This is a genomic window from Afifella sp. JA880 (assembly GCF_025379905.1).
Classification (GTDB): Bacteria; Pseudomonadota; Alphaproteobacteria; order Rhizobiales; family Afifellaceae; genus Afifella; species Afifella aestuarii.
The window spans coordinates 519,058-535,258 of record NZ_JAOANH010000003.1; the positions used below are offsets into that span (position 1 = coordinate 519,058).

Sequence of the window (16,201 nt, forward strand, 5' to 3'; positions counted from 1 at the left end):
GCCAGAAGCAACGCCTTTCCCGTTCATGTGTTCTTGCAACAGACCCATCGCGGGAATTGCCCGCATGGACGGGCCTCCACCCACCGACCGGGCTTGGCTGGTACGTCCATTTCCTCGTCCCGGTCCTGTCCGCCACGCAGCGAGACAGGGCGCCGTCTGCAAGAAAGGACGATCTGTGATCTCACTCACCGTCAACGACACCGATTATGAGCTGGACCTCGATCCGCGCACCTCGCTTCTCGATGCGTTGCGCGACCACCTCGCGCTCACCGGCGCCAAGAAAGGCTGCGACCACGGCCAGTGCGGTGCCTGCACCGTGCTCGTCAACGGCCGCCGCATCAATTCCTGCCTGACGCTTGCCGTCATGCATGAAGGCGATGCTGTCACCACCATCGAAGGCCTTGGCACACCCGAAGCCCTGCACCCGATGCAGGCGAGCTTTCTCGACCATGACGGCTTTCAATGCGGGTACTGCACGCCAGGCCAGATCGTCTCCGCGCTGGGGATGCTCGACGAGTTTCGCGCCGGCTGGCCGAGCCATGTGAGCGCAAGCTTGGAGGGCCAGACGGACCTCTCCGACGAAGAAATCTCAGAGCGCATGAGTGGCAATATTTGCCGGTGTTCCGCCTATCCCAACATCGTCGACGCGATCCGCGCCGCCCGCGACGAACGTGCCGACAAGGGCGAAAGCGAGGAGCCGGCATGAGGGAATTTGCCTATTCGCGCGCCGGCGATCTTGAGGACGCCGGCCGCCTTGCCGAAGAGCAGACTGGGCGCTTCATCGCCGGCGGCACCAATCTTCTGGATCTCATGAAACTCGAAGTCGAGACGCCGAAAGCACTCGTCGACATCTCGCGGCTGCCTTTGACGGAGATCTCGCCAACAGAGGATGGCGGCCTCAGGATCGGAGCCATGGTGACCAATGCCGATCTCGCCGCCGATGAGACCGTGCGGCGCGATTATCCAGTCCTGTCGCGGGCGCTTTTGGCCGGCGCCTCGGCACAGCTGCGCAACAAGGCAACGACCGGCGGCAATCTCCTGCAGCGCACGCGTTGCTACTATTTCTACGAGACATCCGCGCCCTGCAACAAACGCAATCCGGGCTCGGGCTGCGCCGCGCTCGACGGCTTCAACCGCATTCACGCAATCCTGGGCGCAAGCGATCAATGCATCGCCACTCATCCCTCAGACATGGCAGTCGCCATGCTGGCGCTCGACGCGAGCGTCGAGACCCGGCTTCCGGAGGGCGGAAGCCGGACGATCGCGCTGAAGAATTTTCACCGTCTTCCCGGTCAGACGCCGGAGGTGGAAAGCAATCTGCAGCCGGGCGAGCTCATCACCTCCGTCGTGCTGCCGCCGCCACCGAAAGGCCGGCACATCTATCGCAAGGTGCGCGACCGCGCCTCCTATGCATTTGCGCTCGTCTCGGTCGCCGCCATCGTCGCCGTGGAGAACGGCAAGATCGCCTCGGCCCATCTGGCCTTCGGCGGGCTCGCCCACAAGCCATGGCAGGACCCGGCCGTCGAGGGAGCTCTCATCGGCCAGGAGCCATCACAGGCGCTGTTCGAAGAGGCCGCGGATCTGCTTCTCAAGGAGGCGGCGGGCCACGGCCATAACGATTTCAAGATTCCCCTCGCCCGGCGGACGCTGATCGCCGTTCTGTCCGAGGCGACAAAGGAGGCCGCACAATGACCGACGCAAACACCTATGCGATGGACGAGGCGGTCGGCGACACACGCCTTGATCGCGGCACACAGGGCGTTCTTGGCAAGCCGCTCAACCGCTACGAGGGTGCCCTCAAAGTCTCGGGCCGCGCGCCATACGCTTACGAGCATCTCGCCGGTGAAGATGTCGCCTACGGCTTCATGGTGACGGCGGGCATCGGGCGAGCGAAAATCCGGTCCGTCGACACATCCAAAGCGGAGGCGGCACCAGACGTTCTGGCCGTCATCTCGGGAGATGACGTTCTGCGCGCCTCCGCCCTGCCGATGGCACCGGCCGCGCAGACAATCGACGGCGAGGTCTTCCATTACGGCCAGCCGCTGGCGCTCGTCGTTGCCGAAACCTTCGAGGCGGCTCGGCATGCGGCCACGCTAGTCGAGACCCTCTACGAACCCGGCCAGGGCCGCTACAGCCTGCGCGACCAGCTCGACGAGGCGGTCAATCCCGGGCCAGGCGCCATGCAGCCCGACAATCTCCGCGGGGAGTTCGAGGCCGTCTTTGCGGAAGCCGAGGTTCAGTTCGACGAAACCTATACGACGCCGAGCCACAGCGCCGCCCCGATGGAGCCGCATGCGAGCGTCGCCAAATGGGACTGCGATAGGCTGACCGTCTGGTCGTCGTGCCAGCTTCTGGAGACGAACGTCATTCAGATCGCCAACGGCGTCGGCGTGCCGGTCGAGAACGTCCGCCTTCTGAGCCCTTATGTCGGCGGTGGCTTCGGTTCCAAACTCGGCATTGGGCCGGACGCCGTTCTGGCGGCACTCGGCGCGAAAGCGGCGGGCAAGCCGGTGAAGGTCGCGCTCAGCCGCCAGCACGTCTTTCAAACGACCTCCCGGCGTTCCGAAACCATCCAGCGCGTGCGCATCGGCACGACGAAGGAAGGCCGCATCACCGCGCTCGCGCACGAAAACTTCGTCGTCAACTCGACCGGCAATTCGTTCTTCGAGCCGGTCGCGATTTCAACGGTGTTTCTCTATGCGGGCGAGAACCGGAAAATCACGCATCGGCTCGCTGAGACCGATGTCTTGATGACGGCCTCGGTGCGCGCGCCCGGCGAAGCCGTGGGCATGCTATCGCTTGAGGGCGCCATGGACGAGCTCGCCATCCGATTGAACCTCGATCCGATCGAGTTTCGCAAGATGAACGAGCCGGAAGTCGCGCCGCAGGACGATCGCCCCTTCTCCTCGCGAAAGCTCCTGGAATGCTATGAAGAAGGTGCCCGTCGCTTCGGCTGGCAGAACCGTCCCGAAACGCCGGCAAGCCTGCGAGAGGGCGAATGGTGGATCGGTTATGGCATGGCCGCGGCTTCACGCAGCCATCAGCTGATGAAATCTTCCGCCGAGGTGGAGCTCTCCCCCGACGGCCGCGCCACGGTGAGAACGGCGATGACCGATATCGGCACGGGCTCCTACACGATCCTGCAGCAGATCACCGCCGAAATGCTGGGACTTCCGCCCGAACATGTGACCGTGCTTTTGGGTGATACGGCGCTGCCGCCCTCATCGGGCTCCGGCGGCTCCTGGGGCGCCAACAGCGCCGGCTCGTCGGTCTATCTGGCCTGCGAAGACCTCGTGACGGAGCTAGCAAAGCGCCTCGAAGTCGACCCCTCAGACCTCACGCTAAAGGACGGCCAGGCGATCGCGGGCAACCGGCAAATTCCGTTCGACGAGATTCTGGGGGGCGAAACGCTCACCGGCCGCGGCACGATCGAGCCGGGGAAGACGGCCGAAACCACCAATCAGGCAAGCTATGGCGCGCATTTCTGCGAGGTGGCCGTTAACGCCGTCACCGGCGAGACGCGGGTGCGCCGGCTTCTGACCGTCGCCGCCGCCGGTCGCATCCTCAACGAGAAGACGGCCACGTCACAATGCTACGGCGGTCAAATCTGGGGGATCGGCTCGGCGCTCGAAGAAGAGCTGGTGATCGATCCGCGCAACGGCCTGCTCGTCAATCACGATCTCGCCGAATACCACGTTCCGGTGAACGCCGACGTGCCGCAGCTCGACGTCGTATTCCTGGAAGAGCAGGACCGGGCGGCGAGCCTTCTCGCCGGCAAAGGCCTCGGCGAGCTCGCTTTGTCCGGCGTCGGCGCGGCCATTACCAACGCCATCTACAATGCCTGCGGCGTACGGGTGCGCGATTATCCGGCAACGCTCGACAAGGTCCTGGCGGGTCTCCCAGACGCCTGACTCATTGACCCGTCCGATCAGTCCAAACACAATTATGCGTTGGAGTGATTAAAGCCTCGAATGCGAAAGATCGGTCTCCCCGAAGGAGGCTGATCTTGCCCGCATTGCGCGACGACACTGAAATCACCGCAGACGCTATCGTCAAAGCGGAACGAGCCGAACCGTCCGCCGCATCGCCGAGAAGAGCGGAAATGCTCGCCTCGCTCTTAAGCGCCATTCTTCCCGGTGTGGGTCTCACCGCCGCCATCGCAGCCCTCGCTTTCGGCCTTCGCCAGCTTCCCGGGCTTGCCGCCTTCAGCCCGATGATCCTCGCCATCCTCATCGGCATCCTGTTTCACAATCTCGTCGGAACGCCCGCCGCCGCCAAAGCAGGCGTCGGCTTTGCCATGCGCCGGATCCTGCGCTTCGCCATCATCCTGCTCGGCCTGCAGCTGACAGCCGCGCAGGTGATCGAGGTCGGCGGCACCGGCATCGCCATCATCATCGCCACACTGCTTTCGACCTTCACCTTCACCATCTGGTGCGGGAGAAGGCTCGGCGTGGACCGAAAGCTCGCCGAACTGATCGCCGCCGGCACGTCGATCTGCGGCGCCTCGGCCGTCATCGCCACCAACACCGTGACGAACGCCCATGACGAGGACGTCGCCTATGCGGTCGCCTGCGTCACCGTCTTCGGCTCCATCGCGATGTTCGCCTACCCGTTCCTCGCTCCGCTCTTAGGTCTCAGACCGCATGCATTCGGGCTGTGGACCGGGGCTTCGGTGCACGAGATCGCCCAGGTGGTCGCAGCCGCCTATCAGAACGGTGCGGAGGCCGGCGAATTCGGCACCATCGCCAAGCTCTCGCGGGTAATGATGCTGGCACCCGTCGTGCTCGGCCTCGGCATTCTCGCCCGCGAGCGTCTCGCCGCCTCCGGCAATTCTGCCGCCCGCGCGCCCATCCCCTGGTTCGTGCTCGGCTTCATCGCCCTCGTCGGCGTCAACAGCCTCGTGGAAATCCCGGAGACCGCCAAAAGCGAGATCGCGCTTGCCACGACCTTTCTTCTGTCGATGGCGCTCGCCGCGATGGGACTTGAGACGGATGTGCGCAAGCTCAAGGCGGAGGGCCTGCGCCCCGCGCTTCTCGGCCTCCTCGCCTTCCTCTTCATCTCGACGTTCAGCCTCACTCTGGTGAAGCTTTTCTTCTGAGACTGCGAGCGCCTCAGAACCAGAAGATCAGGACGAGGACCTGCGGCGCCAGGATGCGCAGCACCATGACGAGCGGATAGACCGTCGCATAGGCGAGCGACGGCGCCTCAGAGGGACGGATGGCATTGGCGAAGGCGAGCGCCGGCGGATCGGTCATGCTGCCGGCGAGAAGCCCGCACAATGTCAGGTAATTGAGCCGCACGACGAGGCGGCCAATGAAGCCGATGATGAGAAGCGGGATGATGGTGATGAGGGCGCCATAAAGGAGCCAGACGAGCCCGTCGCCCTCCACGAGGATGGAGACAAAACTCTCACCCGCCTTGAGCCCGACGATGCCGAGAAAGAGCACGATGCCGATCTCGCGCAAGGCATGATTGGCGCTCGACGGCATGAACCAGACGAGCGGGCCGATATGGCCGAGGCGCGACAGGATGATGGCGACGACGAGCGGGCCGCCCGCAAGCCCGAGCTTCACCGGCGCCGGCATGCCCGGAAAAGCGACCGGGATGGAGCCGAAGAGAACACCGAGCGCAATGCCGAGGAAGATCGGCAGGATCTGCACCTGCTCCAGAGCCTGGCTGCGGTTGCCGAGCACCTGGGCGGCCTTGTCGAGGTTTTCGGGATGGCCGATGACCGTGCAGATATCACCGAATTGCAGGCGCAGCCCGTCATGCGGGGCGAGCTCGATGCCGGAGCGCGTGACCCGGCTGATGACGACATCGTGGCGGTGCAGCAGATCGAGGCTGCCGAGAGAGGCCCCAAAGACGTTGGAATTTGTGACGACGAAGCGCTTCCACTTCACGTCGGACGGGATCGCCTTCAGATCGGTTTTCGCCTGCTGGCCGAGGATGCGGACCATGCCGGGCAGTTTCTCCGCCGGGCCGACGAGAAGCAGGACATCGTTGAGCCGCACCTCCGTCTCCGGATGGGCGACCTCCACGATACCGTCGCGCATGATGCGGGAAACAATGAGGCTCATCTCTTCGAGCCCCGGCAGGGTGCCGATCGTCAGCCCCTGCATGTTGCGGTTGGTGACTTTGACGTTGACGGTCTGCAGTCCCTGCTGCTTCGCCGCCCGCTCCGCTTCGAAGGCCGCCTGCTCGGCTTCGGGCCGGATGCGCAGGACGGCTCGCACGATCCCCATGGTCAGGAGAATGCCGAGAATGCCGAAAGGATAGGCGACGGCATAGCCGAGCGCGGGCGCAGCGAGCGCCTCCGGACCCGCGCCGACGCTCGTCAGCATCTGGGTGGCGGCACCGAGCGACGGCGTGTTGGTCGTCGCCCCGGACATCAGGCCGAGCATCACCGGCAGAGGCACGCCCACGATGAGGTGCAATGCGGCCGCGACGATGATGGAGAGAAAGACGAGACCGGCAGCGAGCCCGTTGAGCGCGAGGCCGGAGCGCTTGAGCGCCGAAAAGAAGCCCGGCCCGACCTGGATGCCGATCGAGTAGACGAAGAGGATGAGGCCGAATTCCCGCAGGAAATGCGCCACTTCCGGATCGACGGTGAAGCCGAGATGGCCCCAGACGATGCCGGCGAACAGCACGCCGCCAATGCCGAGGGAGACGGAGCCGATCCGCACATTGCCGAGAGCAAGGCCCGTGACGGCGACGAGACAAAGCACCACGAGGCCGCTTGCGACGGGATCGAGGCCGGACAGGAGGGCGGAAAAATCCATCACGAAGATCCGCTGGCGGGCAGAGGGGAAGAGGAGCCCGCGACTGCGCAGACATCTGCCTTGAAACCCGACGGGGACCTTCCGCCTGCGTGCTGGGCCGGACCTTGCGGCGGCGATCCGCGGCGGGGTCTCGAAGCGAACACCGCGCGCGCCGCCTCTAGCACGGAGACTGGGCTCCCGTCATCGTCGGCCCGACGCGACATCTCCGCCATCGAGGCCTCAACCACGAAAAACGCGTCGGTCTGGTGCAAGTCGGGTGGGGCGATCACGTCTCACTCGGCAGCCTGTGGCGGGAGGCGCGAGCATCGGCGATTTGGGGCGGCCATTCAAGGCCGAGGGCCGACAGCCCCCGGCGCCTTGCTTCCCGCCACCAGAGCAATCGCCGACAAGGCCGGAAGAACGGCGGCCCCGCGAAGACGCGCCAAGACCCAGGCAGCGTTGGGCAGCCTTTGCGAAGAAGCGAATGGCGGGAGAGAAAATGGATTGCCGCGCCGTCGATACATCGATGCGCGCAAATATGGTGCCCGCTGAGGCAAGCCTCGCGACGAGCGTGATTTTGCTGGACGCGAAATCACGAGAAAACTGGAGCGGGCGATGGGATTCGAACCCACGACCCCAACCTTGGCAAGGTTGTGCTCTACCCCTGAGCTACACCCGCATCCATCGCTGCACCGCCGTGCGGCGGGAGCGGTCGCCTATATGGCGCAAGCGATTGGCCATTGCAACACCTGAAATGCGTTGATCGCGAGAACAATTTTCTCGGGCGGAGATCGGCCGCTCTTCCGCCCTCCTCTCTCCTGCCCACAGCCCGCCGGGGCTGTCGCCGCCGCCTTGCCTTGTGCCCGTGTCCGGCCTTGGTTATGGCGACGCCTTTACGAAGCTTGCGGGGCAAGAGACATGGCGAAAGGTCGCGCCGAACTGATGGCGTTCCTCGAAGAGATCGGCATTTCGACGGAAACGATGGAACACCCGCCGCTCTTCACCGTGGAGGAATCGAAACGCCTGCGCGGCAAGATCGAGGGCGCCCACACCAAAAACCTCTTCTTGAAGGACAAGAAGGACCAGATCTTTCTGCTCGTGGCCAAGGAAGATGCCGAGATCGATATGAAGACGCTTCATAAGCGGCTCGGATCGGCGCGCCTCTCCTTCGGCAAGCCGGAGCTTTTGGAGGAGCTCTTGGGCGTGCGTCCCGGCTCCGTCACGCCGTTCTCCGTCATCAACGACGAGGCGGGACGCGTCACCGTTCTCCTGGACGAGCCTCTCCTCTCCTACGACGTCCTGAATTTCCATCCGCTGGAAAACACCGCGACGACCAAGATCGGCCGTGACGATCTCTTCACTTTTCTGAAGGCGACCGGCCACGAGCCGCAAATCCTTGCGGCATCCGGCGATGCGGCCTGATCCGATCATCCTGCGTCGCGCTGAAGAGCACGATCGTGCCGCCCTCAACGCCCTGACGCAGGCCTCCGCCGCCTATCGCGGGCCCTACCGGGCGATGCTCGACGGCTATGCAATCAGTGAATCCCAGATCGCCGAGGACACCTTCATCCTGGCGGAACAGGCCGGCAAAATCCTGGGCTATTACAGCCTGACGACGACACCGGCGCCGGAACTCGATCTCCTCTTCGTCGCCAACGAGGCGCAGGGAACCGGGCTGGGCGCCGCCCTCATCGCCGATTTGAAGCGTGAAGCGGCCGCGCGCGACATCCGGGCCATCAAAATCATCTCGCATCCGCCGGCGCAGGCCTTCTACGAAAAGATGGGCGCGCGGATCGTTGGTCAGGAGCCCGCGTCCGGGCCCGTCTCATGGACACGACCCATCCTTGAACTCGCCATCTGCGATGAAAGCTCGAGCGACAGGCGGGTGCGCGGCGACATCGCCCCTCAAGGCGACGCCTGACCCGATTGCTTTCCCGGCTACGATCGCCACATATCGCCACGACACATGGAAGGAAGCCGCAAATGAGCGCAGAAGGATTCATCCTCGGCGGCCAGACGAGCGCCCCGCAGTCCCAAAACGACACCTCCGGTCTCATCAAGGAGACCACCACGCAGGCCTTTCGCGCCGACGTCATGGAGGCCTCGCGCGAGGTTCCGGTTCTGGTCGATTTCTGGGCCCCCTGGTGCGGCCCGTGCAAGCAGCTGACGCCGATCCTCGAAGCCGCGGTGAAGAAGGCCCGCGGCAAGGTAAAGCTCGTCAAGATGAACATCGACGATCACCCGGAGATCGCCGGCCAGCTCGGGATTCGCTCCATCCCGGCTGTGATCGCGTTCAAGGACGGCCAGCCTCTCGACGGCTTCATGGGCGCTCTTCCCGAAAGCCAGGTCATGGATTTCCTGCAGCGGATTGCGGGACCCGTCGGGCCGAGCTCCGCCGAGGCAGCCCTCGCCGCGGCAGATGCCGAACTGGAAGGCGGCAATCCGGCAGGGGCTGCCAATCTCTATGCCCAGACGCTGCAGGAAGAGCCGGAGAACGCGGCAGCCCTGGCCGGCCTCGTCCGCTGCGAGATCAGCCTCCACAATCTCGATGCGGCACGGGCGCTACTCGACGGGATCGAACCAGCGCTCGCCAACAACGAAGCTCTCGTGCAGGCGCGCGCAGCGCTCGAACTGGCGGAGCAATCTGAAAGCCTCGGCGATCCCAACGCCCTCAAAGCCCGGCTCGAGCAGGATCCCGCAGACCATCAGGCGCGCTTCGACCTGGCACTCATCCTCAATGCACGTGGCGATCGCATGGGCGCGGCGGAATGTCTCCTCGAGATCGTGCGCCGCGACCGCGAATGGAACGATCAGGCGGCGCGCAAGCAGCTTGTGCAGTTCTTCGAAGCCTGGGGAAACAAGGATCCGGCGACGGCTAAGTCCCGTCAGCGCTTGTCGTCTCTGCTTTTCGCCTAGTTCTAGACTGGAAAGCATTTGACGAGGTGTTGCGAATGGCCATCCAGGCCGGAAATCGCTGTTACAGAGATCCATCCGACCTTCCCGACAGGATCCCGGTGTTCCCGCTCTCCGGCGCCTTGCTGCTGCCGAGCGGGCAATTGCCGCTGAACATCTTCGAGCCGCGCTACGTCGCCATGATCGACGACGCGCTGCGCGGAGAGCGGCTCATCGGGATGATCCAGCCGGTGATCGGGTGCAGCGAGGATTGTCACACGGCCCCTCTCTGCCAGGTGGGCTGCGCCGGGCGGCTGACCCAGATCGCCGAAACGGGTGATGGACGCTATCTCGTGACGCTCACCGGCGTCTCGCGCTTCGTGATCCGGCAGGAGCTGGAAACGGAAGCGGACTACCGCGCCTGTCAGGTGTGTTTTGAGAAGTTCACGTCCGATCTTCAGCCGCGCCAGGGCGAGGAGGAGATCGATCGGACGGCCCTCCTTTCGGCTTTCCGCAGCTATCTCACCGCCCATGACCTCGAAGCCGATTGGGAAAGCGTCGAACGCGCCTCGAATGTCGGCCTGCTCACAGCTTTGTGCATGATGAGCCCGTGGGGCCCGGCTGAAAAGCAGGCGCTTCTGGAGGCACCGAGCCTGAAAGAGCGGGCGGAGACGTTGATCGCCATCGCCGAATTGTCGCTGGCAGGCTCGCACGATCAGGCGCCCGTGCAATAGTGGGTCGAGACGAGAACATGCAGGAGGAGAGGATGATGCGGGAAGAGGCCGCCAGACCGCCGGATGAAACCTCAAGCCGGCGTCAGGTCGATCCGAAGCTCTTGGAAATTCTCGTCTGCCCGGTCACCCGGACGACGCTCGAATACGATCGCGAGCGACAGGAGCTCGTCAGCCGCGCTGCCAGGCTTGCCTATCCGATCCGCGACGGCATTCCGATTCTGCTTGAAGAAGAGGCCCGTCGCCTGGAAGATTAGGCGGAAGCAGGGGGGGCGCAGGTGGCAAAAAAGCGCGGCGCGGAAAGCCGCGAGCGGCTCGTCAACGCCGCTGCCGATCTTTTCTGGCAAAAGGGTTTTGCGGCGACCTCGCTCGCCGAGATCGGAGCGGCAGCGGGCGTTCCGCTCGGCAACATCTATTATTATTTTCGCTCCAAGGCGGCCCTCGCCGAGGCGGTCGCAGCAATCATGGCCGAGCAGATGCAGGCGGCGCTCGAGGAAATCGCCGCTGCGGCGGACGCCCCTAATGCGCGTCTCACCGCCCTCGTCGATCTTCTCTCGCATTCCGTCGCCACACGCACCGAGCGCGGCTGTCCGATCCGCAGAGCCTCGGCGGAGTTTCGCGATCCGGCTCCCGAGGCATCGGCACGGGCCGCCGCAATCCTCGCCCATCTCGAAGCCTGGCTCACAAACGAGCTTGCACGCATCGGCACGAGCCCGGCCGACGCTCAGGCATCTGCGGCCAAAGCCTTGATTCTGTGGCAGGGCGGCATTGCCCTCGCCGAAGCGCGCCGCGACGAGGCACCGCTCAGGCAGGCGCTTCAGGATATGCGCGAGCTTTTCCGCGAGGCGGCACGACAGAACCTCAGTGGCGAGAGAGCTGGAGCTCCGCTCTCAGCCGCTCCGGGACGAACGACAGGTTTCTAGCGCATTCGCCCGGGCTAAAGCGCCTCTCCGCGCATCAGCCGGGGCAGTTCGCCGCCAAGGCCAGCCGCCTCTTTGATGAAATTCTGCTTCAGGAAGGGCAAACGGTCGACGATCCCGAGGCCGACCGAGCGGGCCGTCCGCAGCATCTTGTTTTCCTTGGAGAAGAGCCGGTTGAGGACATCGGTCGTCACGCCCATCTGCCAGCTGTCGAACCGGCGCCATTGTTCATAGCGCTTCAAGGTCTCGATATGCCCGATATCGAGACCGAGTCGATTGGCATCGACAACGATCTCCGCAAGCGCCGCCGCATCCCGGAAACCGAGATTGAGCCCCTGGCCGGCAACCGGATGAATGCCGTGCGCCGCATCGCCGAGAAGCGCGAAATGCGGACGCACAAAATCGCGCGCCAGCGTGAGCCCGAGCGGATAGCCCTGCCGCGGACCGTCGAGCGAAAGCTCGCCAAGATGATGGCCGAAGCGCCGCTCCAGCTCGATCTGAAACACGAACTCGTCTTCGGCGAGGAGCTTTTTGGCGTCAGCCTCGCGTTCGGTCCAGACGAGAGAGGAACGATTGCCCTTGAGCGGCAGAATGGCAAAAGGCCCTGAGGGCAGAAAATGCTCGCGTGCGACACCGTGATGGGGCCGCTCATGCGCGACCGTGACGACGATCGCCATCTGCTTGTAGCGCCAGGAGACGGTGGCAATGCCCGCCTTGCCGCGCAGCCCCGAACGCACGCCGTCGGCGGCGACGAGAAGGCGCGCATCGACCCGTTTGCCCGAACCGAGCGAGAGCGCGACTGAGCTTCCCTCGACGGTGAAATCCCGCACCGTCTCCGGGGCGACGATCTCAATGCCCGCCGCGCCGCTCGCGTCCTGCAAGGCCGCGGTCAAAACGCCATTCGGCACCATATGCGCGAAGGGTTCGCCATCGGAGAGCGGCTCCTGGAAGGTGAGGAAAATCGGGCGCACGGCATCGCCGGTGGCGCTGTCGGTGATCTCCATGGCGTTGATCGGTTGCGCCTCGTCGGCCACGTGCCCCCAGACACCGAGCGTATCGAGCATGCGCTTGGCAGCCGCCGCGATCGCAGAGGCCCTTTGATCGGCGCCGGCAGGTTTTCTCCCGGCGGCATCGATGAGCATGACATCGAGGTCCGGCGCGCCGCGCTTGATGGCAAGCGCCGCCGTAAGCCCGGCCGACCCACCACCCGCAATCACCACATCCGCACGCTTGCTGTCCGCCATTCTCGCCCTCTTCTTCCAATTATCCGCGACGGCCACGCCGCCATCTCTGTTCAGGCTTTCGCCCTGCTTGGCTTACGCCCTTCTTGACTTCCAGGCGCCGCGCGACAACGGTTGCGCCCGCTTCGGCTCTGCCGATCCCGCCTTAGGATTATGCTCCGGGTTCATCAACATGACGGACGGAATTCAAACCTTGCTCGACATTCTCGACCTGGAGACGCTGGAGCACAACCTCTTTAGGGGCCGCAGCCCGCAGTCGGGGTGGCAGCGCGTCTTCGGGGGCCAGGTGATCGGACAGGCATTGGTCGCTGCCACGCGCACGGCACCTCTCGACCGGCACGCCCATTCGCTGCACGGCTATTTTCTGCGCCCCGGCGATCCCACCGTACCGATCATCTACGAGGTCGACCGCATCCGGGACGGCTCGAGCTTTTTGACCCGCAACGTCATCGCCGTCCAGCATGGCGAAGCGATCTTCACCATGTCGGCGTCCTTCCAGAAGGAAGAAGGCGGCTTTGAGCATCAACGGCCCATGCCGGACGTGCCAGCCCCTGAGGATTTGATGTCGGAGGCCGAGTTCAAAGAGCTGGTGATGAAGAGCCAGGCGCCCGACGCGGTCAAAGCCTATTGGAGCCGCGAGCGCCCGATCGAGTTCCGCCCCGTCGATCTCGATCATTACGTGGCGCGACGCGCCCTGCCGCCGCGCCAGGACGTGTGGTTCCGCGCCAACGGGCCGATCCCGGCCATCAGCGCCCTGCACAAATGCGCCCTCGCTTACGCCTCGGATATGACGCTCCTCGATACGGCGCTCTTTCCGCATGGACGTTCGGTTTTCTCTGTCGACATGCAGGTGGCAAGCCTCGACCACGCGATGTGGTTCCATCGCCCCTTCGACGCCACAAACTGGCTTCTCTACACCCAGACGAGTCCGTCGGCCTCCTCCGCCCGCGGCCTGTCGCTGGGCGCGATCTACACGCGTGACGGCACGCTCGTGGCCTCCGTTGCCCAGGAAGGTCTCATCCGGCCACGCCTGCGAAAAGAGTGATGCTTTCTTAGGCAACTGACGCGCCTGAGGGCGCGGATCGCATCTTTCACCTCTCCAGAACCCAGGGAAGCCCTGCCCGTCGGCGCGGCGAATGCTCAAGCATTATGCCGCAGCCCGCATCCTTGCGGGAGCGTCGATAGTGGCAGGCGCAACCACGGCGGCACAAAGAACGGGCAGCGCTGAGCCTCGCCCGCGCCGCCGCAGCTGGGGAGATCGAAGCGATGAAACTGATCATGGCGATCATCAAGCCGTTCCGGCTCGATGCAGTGCGCGATGCCCTTACCGAAATCGGCGTCCAGGGCCTCACCGTTTCTGAGGTGAAGGGCTACGGACGCCAGAAGGGACACACGGAAGTTTACCGCGGCACGGAATATGCAGTCAGCTTTCTGCCGAAGCTGAAGATCGAAGTCGTCGTCGAGGCTGCGAGCGCGAGCCGCGCGGTCGCAGCCATCACGGCCGCCGCCGAAAGCGGTCAAATTGGCGACGGCAAGATTTTCGTCGTCAACGTCGAACAGGCGGTCCGCATCCGCACGGGAGAGACCGACAACGAGGCGCTCTGACGGCAACAGGCTTTTGGGAGAGAGGACAGTCAATGAACAAGCGGGGAATTTTATGGGGGGCGGGCCTGATCGGCGCCTTCGCCTTGCTCGGTGTCGAGCCGAGTTGGGCCCAGGACGCGACGGAGCCCGCTCTCGACAGCGGCGACACCGCCTGGATGCTGACATCGACCGCACTCGTGCTGATGATGACGATACCCGGGCTCGCCCTGTTTTACGGCGGCATGGTGCGTAAAAAGAACGTTCTGGCAACCGCCATGCAAAGCTTCGCCATCTGCTGCCTGGCGACGGTCCTTTGGATGGTATGCGGCTATTCGCTGGCCTTCACCGACGGGGGCGCCTTCAACGCCTATGTCGGCGGCCTGTCGAAAATGCTCCTGGCAGGCGTCGGCAGCGACGCCTTGAGCGGCACCATCCCCGAGACGGTCTTCATGACCTTCCAGATGACCTTCGCCATCATCACGCCGGCCCTCATCACCGGCGCTTTCGCCGACCGCATGAAGTTCTCGGCCATGCTGTGGTTCATCGGCTTGTGGAGCCTCATCGTTTATGCCCCCGTCACCCATTGGGTCTGGGGCGGCGGCTTCCTTGCCAATGCGGGCGTGCTCGACTTCGCGGGCGGCACGGTCGTCCACATCAATGCCGGTGTCGCCGGCCTCGTGGCAGCCCTCGTTCTCGGCAAACGCCGCGGCTTCGGCTCGGAGAACATGGCGCCGCACAACCTCATCCTGTCGATCATCGGCGCCTCGCTTCTGTGGGTCGGCTGGTTCGGCTTCAACGCAGGCTCCGCGCTGGCCGCCAACGGCACTGCCGGCATGGCGATGGCGGTGACGCAGATCGCCACGGCGACTGCTGCTCTTGCCTGGATGTTCGGCGAATGGGCCGTGCGCGGCAAACCGAGCGTCCTCGGCATCATTTCCGGCGCCGTGGCAGGCCTCGTCGCCATCACCCCGGCCTCGGGCTTCGTCGATCCGACCGGGGCGCTCATCATTGGTGCTGCCGCCGGCCTCGTCTGCCTGTGGGCGGTGGTCTGGCTGAAACCGATGCTCGGCTATGACGATTCGCTCGACGCCTTCGGCGTGCACGCTGTCGGCGGCATCGTCGGAGCTCTTCTGACCGGCGTCTTCGCCCGGGAAGCGATCGGCGGCACGCCGGGCCTCATCGAAGGCAATGCGGGCCAGGTGATGACGCAAATCTACGGCATCGCGGCGACGATCGCCTGGACGGCCATCTGCTCCTTCGTGATCCTGAAAGTCATCGACATCACGGTCGGCACCCGCGTCTCGCCGGAAGTCGAAACCGAGGGCCTCGACGTCAATCTCCACGGCGAAGTGGTTCAGTAATCACCCGCGAGCACGTTATCGAAGGACCCGGCCGCGCTGCGGCCGGGTTTTATTTTTGCCCTTGGCGAAGAGACCCGCCCCACTACTCTCTTCTGCCGTCTTTGCGCCGCCCTGCTGCCGTATTGACTGGCGCAACTTTGAGCAAAATGGCAATTTTGCACATCTCGTAGGCACTTTTCACGACGCGACCTGCAAACCGCTCCAGTTTGTGGGAATTCCGTAAGTGACTCACGGCACTTAGCAAATTGTTCCCGATTCTGGCACGCGGCTTGTAAAGAAAGGCGCGTAAGGCGGCGGTCCAGACGCGTCGTCCGGATGGTCGGCCGCACGCCGGCCCAGCCAAAGGGAGATTGTGACCGAGATGAAATTGATCATTGCGATCATCAAACCTTTCAAGCTCGACGAGGTGCGTGAAGCCCTCACGGAGCTTGGGGTGCAGGGCCTCACCGTGACGGAAGTGAAGGGTTACGGCCGGCAAAAGGGGCACACGGAAATCTACCGCGGCGCAGAATACGCGGTGAGTTTCCTGCCCAAACTGAAGATCGAGGTCGTCGTCGATTCCGCCAATGCGGATCGGGTGGTGGAGGCGATCGCCGCCGCCGCCAAGAGCGGCCAGATCGGCGACGGCAAAATCTTCGTCGTCAACGTCGAACAGGCGGTGCGCATCCGCACCGGGGAAACCGACGCGGAGGCTCTCTGACAATGACGTCGGAG

Annotated in this window: 16 protein-coding genes and 1 tRNA gene; 14 read left to right on the forward strand and 3 right to left on the reverse strand. The window is 64.3% G+C overall.

Going from position 1 to position 16,201, the window contains the following annotated elements:
* Positions 1–64 precede the first annotated feature (64 nt).
* The 4 genes from NYQ83_RS15445 to NYQ83_RS15460 all read left to right on the forward strand — a co-directional run bounded on the left by NYQ83_RS15445 (position 65) and on the right by NYQ83_RS15460 (position 5,098).
* Positions 65–706 carry a 2Fe-2S iron-sulfur cluster-binding protein gene (locus NYQ83_RS15445; RefSeq protein ID WP_409977012.1) on the forward strand — a complete coding sequence of 214 codons (642 nt, stop codon included), beginning with the start codon at positions 65–67 and terminating at the stop codon, positions 704–706.
* The gene (locus tag NYQ83_RS15450) at positions 703–1,692 is read left to right on the forward strand and encodes an FAD binding domain-containing protein (RefSeq protein WP_261215718.1); all 990 of its coding nucleotides are present in this window, start codon (positions 703–705) and stop codon (positions 1,690–1,692) included. Before NYQ83_RS15445 ends, NYQ83_RS15450 begins: the two co-directional genes overlap by 4 nt.
* Complete coding sequence (locus tag NYQ83_RS15455) at positions 1,689–3,911, forward strand: xanthine dehydrogenase family protein molybdopterin-binding subunit (protein ID WP_261215719.1); 2,223 nt, start codon at positions 1,689–1,691, stop codon at positions 3,909–3,911. Before NYQ83_RS15450 ends, NYQ83_RS15455 begins: the two co-directional genes overlap by 4 nt.
* A 191-nt stretch (positions 3,912–4,102) precedes the next feature.
* Positions 4,103–5,098 (forward strand): YeiH family protein, encoded by a 996-nt coding sequence (locus NYQ83_RS15460; RefSeq protein ID WP_261216205.1) that lies wholly within the window; start codon positions 4,103–4,105, stop codon positions 5,096–5,098.
* A 13-nt stretch (positions 5,099–5,111) separates the two neighbouring features.
* Here the strand turns inward: NYQ83_RS15460 and NYQ83_RS15465 are convergent, their stop codons facing one another.
* The gene (locus NYQ83_RS15465; protein WP_261215720.1) at positions 5,112–6,779 is read right to left on the reverse strand and encodes a putative transporter; all 1,668 of its coding nucleotides are present in this window, start codon (positions 6,777–6,779) and stop codon (positions 5,112–5,114) included.
* 583 nt (positions 6,780–7,362) lie between these two features.
* Positions 7,363–7,437: transfer RNA gene (locus NYQ83_RS15470), tRNA-Gly, on the reverse strand.
* Between the two features lie 239 nt (positions 7,438–7,676).
* Here NYQ83_RS15470 and NYQ83_RS15475 point away from each other — a divergent pair.
* The 6 genes from NYQ83_RS15475 (at position 7,677) to NYQ83_RS15500 (ending at position 11,304) form a co-directional block, all read left to right on the forward strand.
* On the forward strand, positions 7,677–8,180 hold the full coding sequence (locus NYQ83_RS15475; RefSeq protein ID WP_261215721.1) for a prolyl-tRNA synthetase associated domain-containing protein: 504 nt from the start codon (positions 7,677–7,679) through the stop codon (positions 8,178–8,180).
* Entirely contained in the window at positions 8,170–8,679 is a 510-nt protein-coding gene (locus NYQ83_RS15480) for a GNAT family N-acetyltransferase (protein ID WP_261215722.1), read from the forward strand. The genes NYQ83_RS15475 and NYQ83_RS15480 overlap by 11 nt, the downstream gene beginning before the upstream one ends.
* A 62-nt stretch (positions 8,680–8,741) precedes the next feature.
* Positions 8,742–9,674, forward strand: a complete 933-nt coding sequence (trxA, locus tag NYQ83_RS15485; RefSeq protein ID WP_128290489.1) for a thioredoxin — start codon at positions 8,742–8,744, stop codon at positions 9,672–9,674.
* Between the two features lie 35 nt (positions 9,675–9,709).
* A complete protein-coding gene (locus NYQ83_RS15490) occupies positions 9,710–10,384 on the forward strand; it encodes an LON peptidase substrate-binding domain-containing protein (protein WP_128290488.1) in 675 nt (224 codons plus the stop codon).
* A 35-nt stretch (positions 10,385–10,419) separates the two neighbouring features.
* A complete protein-coding gene (locus tag NYQ83_RS15495; protein WP_128290487.1) occupies positions 10,420–10,638 on the forward strand; it encodes a Trm112 family protein in 219 nt (72 codons plus the stop codon).
* Between the two features lie 21 nt (positions 10,639–10,659).
* Positions 10,660–11,304, forward strand: coding sequence for a TetR/AcrR family transcriptional regulator (locus tag NYQ83_RS15500; protein ID WP_261215723.1), 645 nt, complete (start codon positions 10,660–10,662; stop codon positions 11,302–11,304).
* A gap of 14 nt (positions 11,305–11,318) precedes the next feature.
* Here the strand turns inward: NYQ83_RS15500 and NYQ83_RS15505 are convergent, their stop codons facing one another.
* Complete coding sequence (locus tag NYQ83_RS15505) at positions 11,319–12,545, reverse strand: ubiquinone biosynthesis hydroxylase (protein ID WP_261215724.1); 1,227 nt, start codon at positions 12,543–12,545, stop codon at positions 11,319–11,321.
* A 169-nt stretch (positions 12,546–12,714) separates the two neighbouring features.
* Here NYQ83_RS15505 and tesB point away from each other — a divergent pair, with 169 nt between their 5' ends.
* The 4 genes from tesB (at position 12,715) to NYQ83_RS15525 (ending at position 16,187) form a co-directional block, all read left to right on the forward strand.
* A complete protein-coding gene (gene tesB / locus NYQ83_RS15510; RefSeq protein ID WP_261215725.1) occupies positions 12,715–13,587 on the forward strand; it encodes an acyl-CoA thioesterase II in 873 nt (290 codons plus the stop codon).
* A gap of 221 nt (positions 13,588–13,808) precedes the next feature.
* Positions 13,809–14,147 (forward strand): P-II family nitrogen regulator, encoded by a 339-nt coding sequence (locus NYQ83_RS15515; RefSeq protein ID WP_128290483.1) that lies wholly within the window; start codon positions 13,809–13,811, stop codon positions 14,145–14,147.
* A 32-nt stretch (positions 14,148–14,179) separates the two neighbouring features.
* Positions 14,180–15,487 (forward strand): ammonium transporter, encoded by a 1,308-nt coding sequence (locus NYQ83_RS15520; protein ID WP_261215726.1) that lies wholly within the window; start codon positions 14,180–14,182, stop codon positions 15,485–15,487.
* A 361-nt stretch (positions 15,488–15,848) separates the two neighbouring features.
* Positions 15,849–16,187 (forward strand): P-II family nitrogen regulator, encoded by a 339-nt coding sequence (locus NYQ83_RS15525; RefSeq protein WP_092812142.1) that lies wholly within the window; start codon positions 15,849–15,851, stop codon positions 16,185–16,187.
* Positions 16,188–16,201 lie beyond the last annotated feature (14 nt).